This window comes from Novosphingobium sp. SG754, from assembly GCF_013149315.1.
In the GTDB taxonomy this organism is placed as follows: Bacteria; Pseudomonadota; Alphaproteobacteria; order Sphingomonadales; family Sphingomonadaceae; genus Novosphingobium; species Novosphingobium capsulatum.
Genome location: NZ_JABGCC010000002.1, coordinates 772,781 through 787,904, shown reverse-complemented (window position 1 = coordinate 787,904; position 15,124 = coordinate 772,781). Strand labels below are relative to the sequence as shown.

10 protein-coding genes are annotated in these 15,124 nt (G+C 66.4%); 7 read left to right on the top strand and 3 right to left on the bottom strand.

Annotated features, from left to right (window positions below):
* The first annotated feature begins 153 nt into the window (after positions 1–153).
* The 4 genes from ahpF to FHW97_RS08030 all read left to right on the top strand — a co-directional run bounded on the left by ahpF (position 154) and on the right by FHW97_RS08030 (position 4,475).
* Complete coding sequence (gene ahpF, locus FHW97_RS08045) at positions 154–1,710, top strand: alkyl hydroperoxide reductase subunit F (RefSeq protein WP_168351157.1); 1,557 nt, start codon at positions 154–156, stop codon at positions 1,708–1,710.
* 176 nt (positions 1,711–1,886) lie between these two features.
* Entirely contained in the window at positions 1,887–3,359 is a 1,473-nt protein-coding gene (locus FHW97_RS08040) for an ATP-binding protein (protein WP_171798565.1), read from the top strand.
* 118 nt (positions 3,360–3,477) lie between these two features.
* Positions 3,478–3,960: a MarR family winged helix-turn-helix transcriptional regulator gene (locus FHW97_RS08035; protein ID WP_022677022.1), complete on the top strand. Its 483-nt coding sequence runs from the start codon at positions 3,478–3,480 to the stop codon at positions 3,958–3,960.
* 113 nt (positions 3,961–4,073) lie between these two features.
* A complete protein-coding gene (locus tag FHW97_RS08030; protein WP_022677023.1) occupies positions 4,074–4,475 on the top strand; it encodes a cytochrome c family protein in 402 nt (133 codons plus the stop codon).
* A 7-nt stretch (positions 4,476–4,482) separates the two neighbouring features.
* Here the strand turns inward: FHW97_RS08030 and FHW97_RS08025 are convergent, their stop codons facing one another.
* From FHW97_RS08025 to FHW97_RS08015, 3 genes are all read right to left on the bottom strand, one after another.
* Positions 4,483–5,271, bottom strand: coding sequence for a DeoR/GlpR family DNA-binding transcription regulator (locus FHW97_RS08025; protein ID WP_022677024.1), 789 nt, complete (start codon positions 5,269–5,271; stop codon positions 4,483–4,485).
* Positions 5,272–5,360: 89 nt separating this feature from the next.
* Positions 5,361–6,425 carry an L-rhamnose/proton symporter RhaT gene (gene rhaT, locus FHW97_RS08020; protein WP_171798564.1) on the bottom strand — a complete coding sequence of 355 codons (1,065 nt, stop codon included), beginning with the start codon at positions 6,423–6,425 and terminating at the stop codon, positions 5,361–5,363.
* Positions 6,426–6,460: 35 nt separating this feature from the next.
* Complete coding sequence (locus tag FHW97_RS08015) at positions 6,461–7,888, bottom strand: FGGY-family carbohydrate kinase (RefSeq protein ID WP_171798563.1); 1,428 nt, start codon at positions 7,886–7,888, stop codon at positions 6,461–6,463.
* Positions 7,889–8,014: 126 nt separating this feature from the next.
* On the opposite strand from FHW97_RS08015, the gene FHW97_RS08010 reads away from it, so the two are divergent.
* The 3 genes from FHW97_RS08010 (at position 8,015) to FHW97_RS08000 (ending at position 15,123) form a co-directional block, all read left to right on the top strand.
* On the top strand, positions 8,015–10,210 hold the full coding sequence (locus FHW97_RS08010) for a bifunctional rhamnulose-1-phosphate aldolase/short-chain dehydrogenase (RefSeq protein WP_253941648.1): 2,196 nt from the start codon (positions 8,015–8,017) through the stop codon (positions 10,208–10,210).
* A gap of 22 nt (positions 10,211–10,232) precedes the next feature.
* Positions 10,233–11,525 carry an L-rhamnose catabolism isomerase gene (gene rhaI / locus FHW97_RS08005; RefSeq protein ID WP_171798562.1) on the top strand — a complete coding sequence of 431 codons (1,293 nt, stop codon included), beginning with the start codon at positions 10,233–10,235 and terminating at the stop codon, positions 11,523–11,525.
* 124 nt (positions 11,526–11,649) lie between these two features.
* Positions 11,650–15,123, top strand: a complete 3,474-nt coding sequence (locus FHW97_RS08000; RefSeq protein ID WP_253941647.1) for a glycosyl hydrolase — start codon at positions 11,650–11,652, stop codon at positions 15,121–15,123.
* Position 15,124 lies beyond the last annotated feature (1 nt).

The window sequence follows — 15,124 nt, the reverse complement described above, 5'->3', positions numbered from 1 at the left end:
TGGGCATCCCGGCACCCTGCGCGCGCCCACGCGGCGCCGGCGCCTTCATCGGCCGGGAAAGCCCCCAAATGTCTGCCCGCTCCGCCCATCCCAGGCGTGAGGCCGTCCATGGCCCCACGCGGCACGCACCCTCCTGCCTGAGAGAAACACGCCATGCCTATTCTTGACGCCCCCACCACTGCCCAGCTCAAGGGCCTGCTTGGCAACCTGCGCCGCCCGATCGAACTGGTCGCGAGCCTGGACGATAGTGCCAAGTCTGCCGACACCCGCAGCCTGGTCGAAGAAATCGCCGCGCTGAGCGACAAGGTTTCGGTGCGCCTCGACGGGCAGGATGCCCGCCGCCCGAGCTTTGCCATCCGCGCGGATGAAGGGCGGGCGCAGGCGGTGTTTGCCGGCCTGCCGCTGGGCCACGAATTTACCTCGCTGATCCTGGCGCTGCTGCATGTGGGTGGTCACCCGCCCAAGGAAGACGCGGAACTGCTCGATGCGGTGCGCAACCTTGATGGGCCGCTGCATTTCGAGACGTTCTTCTCGCTCTCGTGCCAGAACTGCCCCGACGTGGTGCAGGCGCTCAACATCATGGCCGCGCTCAACCCCGATATCACGCACGTGGCGATCGATGGCGCGCTGTTCCAGGACGAGGTGGAGCGCCGCAAGGTGATGGCCGTGCCGACCGTCTATCTCAATGGCGAGCAGTTCGGCCAGGGCCGCATGGATCTGGCGCAGATCGTGGCCAAGCTCGACACCGGATCGGTGGCCCGCGCGGCGGAAAAGATCGCCGCCAAGGACCCGTTCGACGTGCTGGTGGTCGGCGGTGGCCCGGCCGGCGCGGCAGCGGCGATCTATGCCGCGCGCAAGGGCATCCGCACCGGCGTGGTGGCCGAACGCTTTGGTGGCCAGGTGCTTGATACCATGGGCATCGAGAACTTCATTTCGGTGCCGCACACCGAAGGGCCCAAGCTGGTTGCCCAGCTGGAACAGCATGTGAAGGACTATGAAGTCGACGTCATGAACGTGCAGGCGGCGGTCAAGCTCAAGCCGGCCAACGGCGATGGATTGCACCACATCGAACTGGCCAGCGGCGCAAGCGTCAAGGCCAAGACCGTGATCCTGTCGACCGGTGCCCGCTGGCGCCAGATGGGCGTGCCCGGCGAGGACGAATATCGCAACAAGGGCGTGGCTTATTGCCCGCACTGCGACGGTCCGCTGTTCAAGGGCAAGCGCACCGCCGTGATCGGCGGCGGCAATTCGGGCGTGGAAGCCGCGATCGACTTGGCCGGCATCGTGCGCCATGTCACGCTGATCGAGTTCGACAGCCAGCTGCGCGCCGATGCCGTGTTGCAGACCAAGCTGCGCAGCCTGCCCAACGTGACGATCATCACCTCGGCCATGACCACGCAAGTGCTGGGCGATGGCCACAAGGTGACGGCGCTGGTCTACAAGAACCGTGAGACCGGCGAGGAACACACCGTCGAACTGGAAGGCATCTTCGTGCAGATCGGCCTGGTGCCCAACACCGAATGGCTGGGCGGTAGCATCGCCATGACCAACCGTGGCGAGATCGAGGTGGACGCTCACAATGCCACCAGCCTCGACGGCGTGTTTGCTGCGGGTGACTGCACCACCGTGCCGTTCAAGCAGATCGTCATCGCCATGGGCGAGGGCGCCAAGGCCTCGCTGGCGGCGTTTGATTATCTGATCCGGCACTAAGGCCAGATAACATTCCCTCCCCCCGACCCCCTCCCGCTTGCGGGAGGGGGAGACCCAGAAGCCCCTCCCGCAGGCGGGAGGGGTTGGGGGAGGGCGTGTTCCTTTGCCACCCCGCTTTCGACAACCTTTTCCCCCAATCCCCTTGCCGCCACGGCCCTGCGCGCTAAGAGCGAGGCGTGAGCGCAACCATCGTCATCGGCGCCGACGACCGGTCGGGCGCCTCCGTCCGCATCGATGTTGAGGAACTGCTGGCCACGCGCCTTCTGGTGCAGGGCAACAGTGGCTCGGGCAAGTCGCACCTGCTGCGCCGGATCCTGGAGCAGAGCGCCAGCGTGGTGCAGCAGGTGGTGATCGATCCGGAAGGCGATTTCGTCAGCCTGGCCGAGCCGTTTGGCCATGTCGTGGTCGATGGATCGGCCTATGACGGCACCGAGATCGTCAAGCTGGCCGCACGCATCCGCCAGCATCGCGCCTCGGTCATCCTGGCGCTCGACGGGCTGGAGCTGGAAGCGCAGATGCGCTGCGCCGCCGTGTTCATGAACACTCTGTTCGATGCCCCGCGCGACCAGTGGTATCCCGCGCTGGTGGTGGTGGACGAGGCGCAGATGTTTGCGCCGGCCGCCGCCGGCGACGTGGCCGATGATGTGCGCCGCCTGTCGCTGGCGGCGATGACCAACCTGATGTGCCGTGGCCGCAAGCGCGGGCTGGCAGGGATCATCGCCACCCAGCGCCTAGCCAAGCTGGCCAAGAACGTCGCGGCCGAAGCTTCCAACTTCCTGATGGGGCGCACCTTCCTGGACATCGACATGGCCCGCGCCGCCGATCTTCTCGGCATGGAGCGGCGCCAGGCGGAACAGATCCGCGACTTGGAGCGCGGCCATTTCCTGGCGCTGGGCCCGGCGATCTGCCGCCGCCCGGTGGGGGTGAAGATCGCCGACGTGGAAACGCGCGCGCGCAACGTGGTGCATGGCCTGATGCCGATGCCCAATGCCGCGGGCGAGGAGATGGAGGCGCTGTTGATGGCAGAGCCGCTGATGTTCGATCCGCTGCCCACGCCGCAAGAGCCGGAAGAAACCGCACCCGAAAGCGGCGAGCTGCTGGAGCAGATCGAAAGCAGCGTGCCTGCCGCCGAGCAGGTGGAACCGCCGGCCGAGCCCAGCCTGTTCGCCGCCGAGGAAACCGCTGCCGATATTGCCGCGATACTGGCGGAAATGGCGGCGGAGCCGGATTGCACGTTCCAGCCTGCGGCGCAGCTCTATCAGGATTTCACCGTGCGCTGCCGCATGCAGCGGCTTGGCCAAGTGGGCATCGACCTGGCCGCGTTCCGCCGCCGCTTTGCCATGGCCGTGGCCGGCATCCCCGATGATCGTGAGCCGCGCTGGCAGGCCGCACTCAAGCTGGCCGAAGGCGTGGCGGATGATCTGCTCGCCCCGTTCCTGGTGCTGGCCGTGGCGGCCGTCGAAGGGCTGCCGTGCCCGGATGACGAGCGCATGGCCGAAATCTATGGCACGCGCAGCCCGGGGCGCATCCGCCGCCTGCTCGATCACCTCGAAAAGAGCGGGCTGATCGTGGTGCGCACCGATTATGGCGGGCGCCGCTCCATCGGTATTCCCGGTCTGGGCATGACGACGGCACCGGTCGAAGCCTGACCTTTGGTGGGCTTCGGCGCTGTTGCGCCGCAAAACATTTGCGCAAAAACGGTTCGTATGCCTAATGGACTTGATGCGGTAACATTCTGTGCCGCAGTGCGTCTTGAAAGGTTGCGCTTTGGCGTCCGAAGTTCTTACCCGTCAATCAGTTACGCCCGAACTGGCGCTGGATGGGCTGGATTCGGTCCTGGGCCTGCACATCGGCACAACGAATACGCTGTTCGTCTCGCGGCTGGAACGCCAGCTTGAACCGCTCAGCGTCACGCCCAAGCAGGTGGCGATCCTGTGGCTGGTCAACGCCAATCCCGGCGTGAAGCAGACCGACCTTTCGCGCTTTTTCAAGATCGAGCGCCCGACCGTGCACCAGTTCGTGCGCCAGTTGATGCGCAACGGCTATCTCGTCAACGAGCCGTCGAAGCTCGATCGCCGCGCTGGCGGGCTGTGGGTCACCGAAAGCGGCTTGATCACCCTGGCCGAGGCGCGGCGCGTGATCGTGGCGCATGAAGACGAATTGACCGCATGCCTGACCGTGCGCGAGCGGTCCGAACTGTTCCGCATCCTGATGAAGGTCTATCTTTCCGCCCCGTCCAAGGAGGGGTGACGGCCGGGTTGCCGGCGGCCTGTGCGCCACGGCCTGTTCAGCACCTTGTCAGCCAGCGTGTGACATGGTCTGAAATCACGCGGGCCGGAATGCGGCCCGCCCGGGAGACCGTGATGAAGCTTGCTCGTTTTTCTGTTGTGGCGCTGGGCGCCTTGGGGCTGGCAATCGGGGTTGCCGGAACGGTGGCACCAGCCGCCGCGGCGGAAGGCGGTGATCCCGCGCATGGCCGCACCGTGGCGGCGCGCTGCCTGGCGTGCCACGATCTCAACACCGGGGCGACGCGGCTTGGCCCTTCGCTCAAGGGCGTGATCGGGCGCAAGGCTGGCTCGCTGCCGGGCTATGCCTATTCCGATGCGATGAAGAGCAGCGGCGTGACGTGGACGCCCGATACGCTCGACACCTATCTCAAGAGCCCGACCACCTATGTGAAGGGCACCAAGATGGCCTTTGCCGGTCTGCCCGATGCCAAGGACCGCGCCGACGTGATCGCCTATCTGCAACAGGCGACCAAGTAACACCGGTCTATTCGGCAATCACCAGTTGCACGCCGGCGTCGCGGATCGCGGCGGCGGCGGCAGCGGGGATGCCGGCATCGGTGATGAGGGTATCGACCTCGTCCAGCCCGCACACGATCGTACCCGAACGGGTGGTGAACTTGCTGCTGTCGACCAGCAGGATCACCTGTTCGGCGCGGTCGATCAGGCGGCGCTCTGCCGCCACCAGCACGACATCGGCCTGCATGACGCCGGCCGCGCCCACCGACGCTGCGCCCATGAACAGCTTGGGCGCATGAAAGCGTGGCATCGATTCCTCGCCCGCCGCGGCCAGGATGATGTTCTGTTCGCGAAACACCGCGCCCGATGGCACCAGGATGCGCGTGCCGGGCTGCGGCAGCAGCGCGTTGACGATATAGAGCGAGTTGGTCAGCACCTGGAGATCAAGCCCGGCCAGATGCGGGCACATCTGCAAGGTGGTGGTGCCGCCATCGAGCATGATGCCTTCGCCGGGCTGGCATAGCGCCGCGGCCGCCCGGCCGATCGCCTGCTTGGCGGCAAGGTTTTCGGTGATCGCCTGTTCGAACGGCGTGCCCGACAGGTGAAAGCCGACCGGGCGGGCAGGCGCTTCGGCGCCATCGGCCAGCCTTGCGCCGCCATGCACGCGCACGATGCGCCCCTCGCTTTCCAGGCGCGACAGGTCACGCCGGATCGTGGCGGGGGACGCATCGAGCATCGCCTCGAGATCGCGATAGCTCACGAAACCCGTGGGGCCGATCGCTTCGACGATCAACCGTTCGCGTTCCGCTGCATGCATGGCCCTGGCTCGTCCCTTTTCATTCCGGCAAGCGCTGGCTTATGCCCGCCCGCGCGCTCAAAAGCCATCATCTTCGCGCACGTCTGGCGTCAGGCAGCGGCCTGCAGCATGTTGCCCGCGCCGATCACCACAGTGGCGCCCACCAGCAACGCAATCCCGCTCCACACGATGGTGCGAGTGCGCGCACTGGTGCCCTGCCATTCCTTGAGGGCAAAGCCCCACAGCGTGGAAAACAGGATGATCGACGCCATGTGCAGCGTCCATGATGAAAAGCCGTACTTGCCCATCTGGCTTTCGCCCATGGTGTAGAAGAAGAACTGGCCATACCACAGCGTGCCGCCCAGCGCGGCGAGGGCATAGTTGCGCAGCAGCGGTGCGCGCCCGGTGCCGTCACTGGCCGCGCCCAGGAACTGCCCGGCGCTCCGGTTGCGCGCGATAAGGATCAGGCACCAGACCAGGTTGGTGGTTAGCCCGCCGGCAAGCACGACACACAGCACTGGCAGCCCCTGGCTGAGCGGATCGGTGCCAGCGGCCAGGGTCAGATCGCGGATCGGCTGCCCGGCATCGAGGCCCCAAGCAAAGCAGCCTGACATGACGCCGGAAAAGATCGCGATCAGGATGCCTTTCCTGAGGTTGAACTCTGCCACGCCCACGCTGGCGGTGCCGCCCAGGTCACGCTGCTTGGCGCTGCCCGCGCGGGCGACGACGATGATGCCGACAAGCGTGATGGCAATGCCCAGCAGCGTCAGCTCGCCGCTGGTGGTGGCCGCGATATCGCCCAGCGTGCCATGGAAGATCGGCGGGCCCATCGTGCCGATCACGGTGGTGAGGCCCAGCGCCACGGCCATGCCCAGCGAGAGGCCGAGATAGCGCATGGTCAGGCCGAAGGTCAGCCCGCCAAAGCCCCACATCGCGCCCCAGAACCAGCACCACAGCAAGGTCTGGCGCGGCGCGGCGGCGAGCACGCCAAGTAGGTCGTTCGTGCGCAGCGAGGCAAACAGCCACGGGGCGATGGCCCACGAGAACAGCCCGCCCGCCAGCCAGAACACCTCCCACGACCAGCGGCTGATCCGCTTGTACGGCACATAGAAACTGGCCGAGGAAAAGCCCCCCAGCCAGTGAAACAGCACGCCCAGTGCCGGATTTCCGCCCATCGTCGTTGCTTCCTCTCGTGTTTTTTATCGTGGTGTCAGGCCGGTTGAGAAATGGCGGCGTGCCAGGCGGCGCGATAGGCGGCGATATCGCCTTCCAGCGGCGCGACCGGGACCAGTTCACCCTGTGGCTTGAGCGTGGGATCGATCAGGCGCAGCGCGCCGAACGACACGTCGTTGTGGGCATTGGCGGTATAGACCGCCAGGTCTGGGCGCAGTGCCGCCAGCGCGCGGACGAATACCTCTGCCTCGGCAAAGCGGCCTTCGACCAGAAGGTGGCCCCTGGCGCCGATCAGGCCGAGCGAGATATCGGCAACCAGTGCAGCATAGAGGCACGCGGCAGCGCGGCGGCCGTACCAGTCGCGCGGCTGGCCGATCCAGCCAAACGTGCCATGGGGCAGCGGGCCAAAGCCACGGCACAGCGTGGGCAGGATCATCGTGCCGTCGCGCAGGATATCGGGCACGGCGGCGAGCAGCGCGGGCTGATCGGGTTTGATATCGACCCGGCGCGTGTCGATCTCGATCAGGCTTTCGATCTCGCGTCCGCCCATGAACCGGGCAGACGGCACGGGCTGGCCAAACACGTCGACATTGACCAGGCAATCGCGCGCTTCGGGCAGGGCGGCAAGATCAAATGCCCCGCGCGCCAGGCGCATGGCGATGAACCAGGTGCCGGTGGACAGGATCGTGGCATCCTGTCCGGCCAACTGGTCAAAGCCGCGCGCGGCCATCAGCGCGGCATTGGAATCGTGCAGCCCGGCAAGCACCCGCGTGGTGGCAGGCAGCCCGGTCGCGCGTGCCAGGCGCGGAGAGAGCAAGCCGACTTGCGCCGATGCGGGCACCACCGGGGCAAACTGATCGGCCCAGCCGCGCCGCGCCGCCATGGGCGCGAACGTGCCTTGGGCGGGGCTCCAAACATCGGAATGGCAGCCCAGGCTCGACACTTCGCTCGTGGCCGTGCCGGTGAGAAACCAGGCCCAATATTGCGCCCATGGCATTAGCGTGGCGCGGGTGGGGCCATCGGCAGCAAAGGCGGCGGGATAGAGCTGTTCGAGCCAGAACAACTGGCTGCCAAGGTTGAGGCCATCGGGCAGGGCGGGGGAGCCGGTGATGGCAAAGGCATCGCGCTGCGCCCGATAGGCGGCCATCACATCGTCGGGGATCGGTTGCTCATAGTCGAGCGGGGGAAACGCCAGCGCGCCCTGCGCCACGCCAACCACGCCCGCGCCGTGTCCCACTGGCACGATCGTGTCAATCGGCGCATCGAGCGGGACGGCGGCAAATTCGCGCAAGGCGCCGATCAGCCAGTCGCCGATGCCTTGGGCATCGAGCCGGCGCAGCCCGTCGATCTCGATCGGGGCATTGGGCCGCACCTTGCGGTCGAGCAGCGTGCCATCCGGGCGCCACAGGCTGACCTTGCTGAGTGTCTTGCCCAGATCGATGACGATGATGCTGCCCCGTGCCAAGCCACTCGCTCTCCGTTTGGTGGCGCCCGATGGGAGAATCTCCGCCGCCGGCGCCTTGTGTGGAAATGATCAATATCAATCATTCTTGATCAATTCCACCAAAAATGTTAGCAACCCTGCGACGCGATGCAATCATCCTGGTTGTGCCGCCCCACGTTCACCGGCCAATCGGGCAGCGACTCGATGGCCCAATCCACGCAGGATGCCATGACCGTCGAAACGCTTGTTGCCGCAGACGCCGCCATTCCTTTTGCCGTGCCGACCAGCCGCTGGGACGACGCCCATGCCGCCACGCTGTCGCCGGCAGAGCTGCTGCTCTATCGCTCCAACCTGCTGGGTTCCGATCTGACGGTGACCAATTTTGGCGGGGGCAACACCTCGGCCAAGCTCACGCAAACCGATCCGTTGAGCGGCGCTGCGGTTGAGGTGCTGTGGGTCAAGGGTTCGGGTGGTGACATCGGCTCGATGAAGCTCGATGGCTTTGCCACGCTTTACCAAGACAAGCTGCTGGGCCTGGAAGCGCACTATGCCGGGCCTGACGATGACGACAAGATGGTCGGCTATCTGCCGCATTGCACGTTCAACCTGAACGGGCGCGCGGCCAGCATCGATACGCCGCTGCACTCGCTGTTGCCGTTCGCCCATGTCGACCATGTGCATCCCGACGCGATCATCGCGCTGGCGGCCTCTTCGGGCGGTGAAGCGGCGACGCAGGAAATCTGGGGCGGCAAGATCGGCTGGCTGCCGTGGAAGCGCCCCGGCTATACGCTGGGCGTGATGTTGCGCGATTATGTGCGGGCCAATCCGCAAGTCGAAGGCGTGATGCTGGCCGGCCATGGCATCATCTGCTGGGCCGACAGCGCCAAGGCCTGTTACGAGCACACCGTGCAGCTGATTGCCGATGCCGCGAACTATCTCAACGGCAAGCTGGCGGCCAAGCCGGCGTTTGGCGGGCAGAAGGTGGCGCCGAACCCGGATCGCGCGACCATCGCGGCCGACCTGATGCCGCGCCTGCGTGGTTTCATGACCGGTGCGCGCCGCAAGCTGGGTCACTGGTCTGACGATGCCGAGGCGCTGGAATTTGCCGGGTCGGTTGAGTTCGAACGCCTTGCCGCACTCGGCACCTCGTGCCCCGATCACTTCCTGCGCACCAAGATCGCGCCGCTGACGCTCGACCCGGCGCGTCTTCAGGATGACGCCTATCTGGCCGAAAAGATTGCTGATTACCGGGCGATGTATGCCGCCTATTACGAACGCTGCAAGCGCGCCAACAGCCCGGCGATGCGCGATTCCAACCCGGTCGTCGTGCTCGTGCCCGGCGTCGGCCGCATCACGTTCGCCACCGACAAGACCACCGCGCGCCTGGCCGGTGAATTCTATGGCAATGCCATCAACGTGATGCGCGGGGCCGAAGCGATCGGCGAATATATCGCGCTCGACGAGCAGGAAGCGTTCGACATCGAATACTGGCTGCTTGAAGAAGCCAAGCTGCAGCGCATGCCCGCGCCCAAGCCGATGGTTGGCAAGATCGCGCTGGTCACCGGCGGTGCCGGTGGCATTGGTGCGGCCACCGCCGCCCGCTTCCTGCGCGAAGGCGCCTGCGTTGTCCTGGCCGACCGGGATGCCTCCGCCGCCGAGGACGTGCGCGCCGGCTTTGCCAAGCAGTATGGCAAAGACGTGGTTCGTGCCGTGGCTTGCGACGTGACCGATGAAGCGCAGGTGCAGGCGGCCTTCGCCTATGCCGCGCGCGAGTTTGGCGGGCTCGATATTCTCGTGGCCAATGCCGGCATCGCTTCGTCCGCGCCGATCGAGCAGACCACGCTGGAGTTGTGGGATCGCAACTTTGACGTGCTTGCCCAGGGCTATTTCCTTACCGCCAAGCACGCCTGGGGCTTGCTCAAGCGGATGAAGGATCAGGGCGGCACTTCGGTCGTGTTCATCGGGTCGAAGAACGCGGTGGCCGCCGCCGCCGGGGCTTCTGCCTATGCCAGCGCCAAGGCGGCGGCCAACCACCTGGCCCGCTGCCTGGCCCTGGAAGGCGCGCCCGAAGGCATTCGCGTCAACGTCGTGAACCCTGATGCGGTGATCAAGGGCAGCAAGATCTGGGACGGCGACTGGCGCAAGGAACGCGCAGCCTCCAACAAGATCGATGCTGGCGAGGAACTGGAAGCGCACTATCGCAACCGCTCGATGCTCAAGCGCGACGTGCTGCCCGAAGACATCGCCGAGGCGGCCTATTGGCTGGGTTCGGAAGCATCGGCCAAGTCGACCGGCAACATGATCAACGTGGACGCCGGCAACGTTCAGGCTTTCACGCGCTGAGCATTCGGGAGAGAACAAGACAATGACACACCTGCCGCTGTCGGCCGATCTGATCGCCGAAGCCAACGCCCGCCACGCCGATGCGCTGGACGAAGACTATACCGCGCTGGGACGCAAGCTGGCCCGCACCGGCATCGATATCGACGCCGTGCTGGGCCGCGTTGCCAGCTTTTCGGTGGCGGTGCCCAGCTGGGGCGCGGGCCGCGGCGGCACGCGCTTTGCCAAGTTCCCCATCCCCGGAGAGCCGACCAACATCCACGAAAAGCTGGAGGATTGCGCCGTCATCAACCAGCTTTCGCGGGTGACGCCGCGCGTTTCGCCGCATTTTCCGTGGGACAAGGTCAGCGACTTTGCTGCGCTGCGCGAAGAAGCCGCCGCGCTGGGCCTGGGCTGGGACGCGGTCAATTCCAACACGTTCCAGGATCAGCCGGGCCAGGCGCACACGTATGCCAACGGCTCGCTGTCGGCCCAGGACGCCGCCACGCGCCGCCAGGCGGTGGAACACAACATCGAATGCATCGAGATCGGCAAGCAGCTGGGCTCGACCGACCTGACGGTGTGGGTGGGCGATGGCACGAACTTCCCCGGCCAGCAGGACTTTGCCCGCAGCCTGGATCGCTATCTCGATGCGGCGTCCCAGGTCTATGCCGCGCTGCCCGATGATTGGCGCATGCTGCTTGAACACAAGATGTTCGAGCCGGCGTTCTATTCCACGGTGATTTCCGATTGGGGCAGCTCGATCTTGGCGGCGCAGGAACTGGGGCCCAAGGCCAAGTGCCTGGTCGACCTGGGCCACCATGCGCCCAACGTGAACATCGAGCAGATCGTGGCGCGGCTGCACCGCTTCGGCAAGCTGGGTGGCTTTCACTTCAACGACAGCAAGTATGGCGACGATGATCTCGATTCCGGATCGATCAACCCGCACCAGCTGTTCCTGGTGTTCAACGAACTGGTCGAGGCCGAGCTGAACCCGCGCGACGGTTTCAACCCGAGCTACATGATCGACCAGTCGCACAACGTGACCGACCCGATCGAATCCATGCTGTCTTCGGCCGAAGCGATCACCGGCTGCTTTGCCAAGGCACTGCTGGTGGACCGCGACGCGCTGCATGCCGCGCAAGAGAGCAACGACACGATGATGGCATTCCAGGCGCTGCGCCGCGCCTATTCGATCGATGTGGCGCCTATCCTGGCCAAGGCGCGTGTGGCCGCTGGCGGGGCGATCGACGTGTTGGAAGCCTATCGCCTGAGCCAGTATCGCGCGCGCAAGGCGCAGGAGCGCAAGGCGGTGGGACTGGGCGCCGGCATCGTTTGAGCCCAGCGCGTTGCAGCGGCCATGGCGCCGGGCCGTGACGGGGCAGGGGGCGAAGCGCGCCAACCCCTTGCCCTGACGGGCCAAATGGCCAAAACCGAAAACGGATTTCCCAGGAGAGAATTGCATGATCGAGCCGGCACTTTGCCGCATCCGCACCGCCCTGCTGCTGGCCAGCGCACTTGCCGGCGTGGGTGCTGGCCTTGGCAGCGGCAGCGTGGCCATGGCGGCACCCGATCCGGCGCCGCCGGTGCCGGGCGTGGCGGCGGTGCATGCCGGCACGGCCGTGCCGCTCGATCTGCAGTTCCGCGATCCGCCGGCCTCGGCCCGGCCGCGGGTGTGGTGGCACTGGATGAATGGCAATGTCACCAAGGATGGCATCGCCAAGGACATCGACTGGATGAGCCGCATGGGTATCGGCGGCCTGCAGGCGTTCGATGCCGGGTTGATGACGCCGCAGGTGGTCGATCATCGCCTGGTGTTCATGTCGCCGGAATGGAAGGACGCGTTCCGCTTTGCCGCCTATACCGCCGACGCGCGCGGGCTTGAACTGGCCATTGCCTCCTCGCCCGGCTGGTCGGAAACCGGCGGCCCGTGGGTGCAGCCGGCCGATGCGCTCAAGAAAGTGGTGTGGAGCGAAACCGTGGTGCCCGGTGGCGCCGCGCTGACCGCGCCGCTGCCAGCGCCGCCGCGCGTGACCGGCACGTTCCAGGATATGGAGCTGAATGACCCGCTGGCGGCGCTGACCAAGGAAGGCCCGGAACAGGCGCACGAATTCTATGCCGACGTGGCCGTGCTGGCGGTGCCGGTGGATGCTGGCCAGGTTGATTTGCCCGTGCCGGCCATCACTGGCCCGGATGGCAAGTCGCTCGATGCCGCAGCACTGACCGGCCACAGCTTTGCCAAGCGGCAGATGGTCGCCCATGGCAGTGCCGAGCAGCCGTCGATCTTGCTGGCGCGGTTTGCCCGGCCGCAGACCGTGCGGGGTGTCAGCCTGTTCATGGCCGGGGCCAAGGCGATGTTTGCTGGTGCCGTGGTGGCGCCGCGCCTGGAAGCGAGCAGCGACGGCACGACCTGGACCAAGGTGGCCGATATTCCGGTGTCGAATGCGCCAACCTCGGTGAGCTTTGCCCCGGTTACCGCCAGCCAGTTCCGCGTGGTCCTGGCGCCGCTGCCGTTCAAGGGCTCGAACCTGGGCGATCCGGCGCCGGGTGCCGCCACCGACGTGGGCTTCATGAAGATGATGTCCGCTGGCGCCACCGCGCCGTTCGATCTGCGCCACTTCCGCCTCTATGCCCAGCCGCGGGTTGACCGGTTCGAGGCCAAGGCCGGCTTTGCCGTGGAGCAGGACTATTACGCGCTGGGCACGCCCGATGCTGCCGCCACTGGGACCGATGCGGCCAAGGTGGTGAACCTGACCGGCAAGCTGCGCCCCGATGGCACGCTCGATTGGACACCGCCGGCCGGCAGCGCCTGGCGCATTCTGCGCTTTGGCACCAGCCTGCTGGGCACGACCAACCACCCGGCCGCGCCCGAGGCCACCGGGCTGGAAGTGGACAAGTTCGATGGCGCGGCAGTGCGGCGCTATCTGACGCATTATCTGGGCATGTATCGCGATGCCGCCGGGGCAGACCTGATCGGGCGGCGCGGGGTTACCGCGCTGTTGACCGACTCCATCGAAGTGGGGGCGGCCAACTGGACGCCCAAGATGATCGACCAGTTCAAGCGCCTGCGCGGCTATGATCCCACGCCCTGGCTGCCGACGCTGGCCGGCGTATTGATCGGAAGCCGTGCCGATGCTGATCGCTTTCTTTACGACTGGCGCCGCACCCTGGCGGATCTGCTCGCCTCGGAACACTATGGCATGGTCGCCCAGGTGGCGCACGAAAACGGCCTCAAGGTCTATGGCGAGGCGCTGGAAGACAACCGCCCGATGCTGGGCGACGACATGGCGATGCGCGCCCGCGCCGATGTGCCGATGGCCGCGCTGTGGACCTTTTCGCGCCAGGCTGGCCCCAACCCAAGCTATCTGGCCGACATGAAGGGCGCGGCTTCTGTCGCGCATGTCTATGGCCAGAACCTGGTCGCTGCCGAATCCATGACCTCGGCACTGGCGCCCTGGGCCTATACGCCCAAGGACTTGCGCCGCATCATCGATCTGGAATTCGTCAGCGGGATCAACCGCCCGGTGGTACACACCTCGGTCCATCAGCCCACCGATGACAAGGTGCCCGGGCTTTCGCTGATGATCTTTGGCCAGTTCTTCAACCGCCACGAAAGCTGGGCGGAAATGGCCCGGCCCTGGGTGGATTACATGGCGCGCAATTCGCTGCTGTTGCAGCAGGGGCGCAACGTGGCCGATGTCGCCTATTTCTATGGCGAGGAAGCGCCGCTGACCGGCCTTTATGGCAAGGCGCCGGTGGCCGATGCGCCCAAGGCCAACGCCTATGACTTCGTCAACGCCGATGCGCTGGGCGGCGTGCTGCTCAACCAGGGCAACGAACTCGTCAGCCAGGGTGGAGCACGCTATCGCGCGGTCTATCTGGGTGGCTCATCGCGGATGATGACGCTCAAGACCCTGCGCCGCCTGGCCGAACTGGTCGATGGCGGGGCCAGCGTGATCGGCCTGGCGCCGCAGGGATCGCCGGCGCTCGATGATGCGCAACCTGCCAACGCGGCGCAGTGGCAGCAGCTGGTGGCGCGGCTGTGGCCCGGCAGCGGCGATGCCATGGTGGGCAAGGGCCGGGTGATCGCGCTGGCTGACGTGGACGCGGGCCTGGCGCGGCTGGGCGTTGCGCCCGATTTCCGCCTGGTCGGCGCGAGCGACGCGCAAGTGCCGTTCGTCCATCGCCAGTTGGCCGATGGCGACGCGTGGTTCCTGGTCAACCGCCTCGATCGCAACGAAACGTTCGAGGCGCATTTCCGCGTGACCGGCAAGCAGCCTGAATTGTGGCATGCCGACAGCGGCAAGGTAGAGCCGGTTTCCTGGCGCAGCGAGAATGGCGAAACCATCGTGCCGTTGACCCTGGCGGCAGAGGAATCGGTGTTCGTCGTGTTCCGCAAGGCGACGACCGCCACCCACGGGGAGGTACGCGCCAGCCATGATGTGCCGCTCGGGCCCCTGGCCGGCAAGCCCGGCACCGGCTGGACCGTGGCGTTCCAGGCCGGGCGCGGCGCGCCGGCGACGCTCGCCATGCCCACGCTGGCGCGGCTCGACCAGAATGCCGACGCTGGGGTGCGCTATTTCTCGGGCATGGCCACCTATGCCCGCACGTTCCGCCTGCCCAAGGGCTGGAAGAAGGGCCAGGCACTGTGGCTCGATCTGGGGGAGGTGCACGACATTGCCGAGGTCACGGTCAACGGCCAGACGCTGGGCACGCAATGGCACGCGCCCTATCGCTTTGACGTGGGCGGCGCGGTGCACAGCGGCAACAACACGATCGCCGTGCGTGTCGCCAACAGCTGGGTCAACCGCCTGATCGGCGATGCCCAGCCCGGCGCAACGAAGGTAACCTGGACGGCGATCCCGACCTACAATGCCGATGCGCCGCTGCGCCCATCGGGCCTGGTGGGGCCGGTGGTGCTGGGCACTACGCACTGAC

Excerpts from the sequence above, each read along its gene's own strand:
- rhaI (WP_171798562.1), top strand. The coding sequence starts at position 10,233 with ATGACACACCTGCCGCTGTCGGCCGATCTGATCGCCGAAGCCAACGCC.
- FHW97_RS08030 (WP_022677023.1), top strand. The coding sequence starts at position 4,074 with ATGAAGCTTGCTCGTTTTTCTGTTGTGGCGCTGGGCGCCTTGGGGCTG.
- rhaT (WP_171798564.1), bottom strand. The coding sequence starts at position 6,425 with ATGGGCGGAAATCCGGCACTGGGCGTGCTGTTTCACTGGCTGGGGGGC.
- FHW97_RS08025 (WP_022677024.1), bottom strand. The coding sequence starts at position 5,271 with ATGCATGCAGCGGAACGCGAACGGTTGATCGTCGAAGCGATCGGCCCC.
- FHW97_RS08010 (WP_253941648.1), top strand. The coding sequence starts at position 8,015 with ATGCAATCATCCTGGTTGTGCCGCCCCACGTTCACCGGCCAATCGGGC.
- ahpF (WP_168351157.1), top strand. The coding sequence starts at position 154 with ATGCCTATTCTTGACGCCCCCACCACTGCCCAGCTCAAGGGCCTGCTT.
- FHW97_RS08000 (WP_253941647.1), top strand. The coding sequence starts at position 11,650 with ATGATCGAGCCGGCACTTTGCCGCATCCGCACCGCCCTGCTGCTGGCC.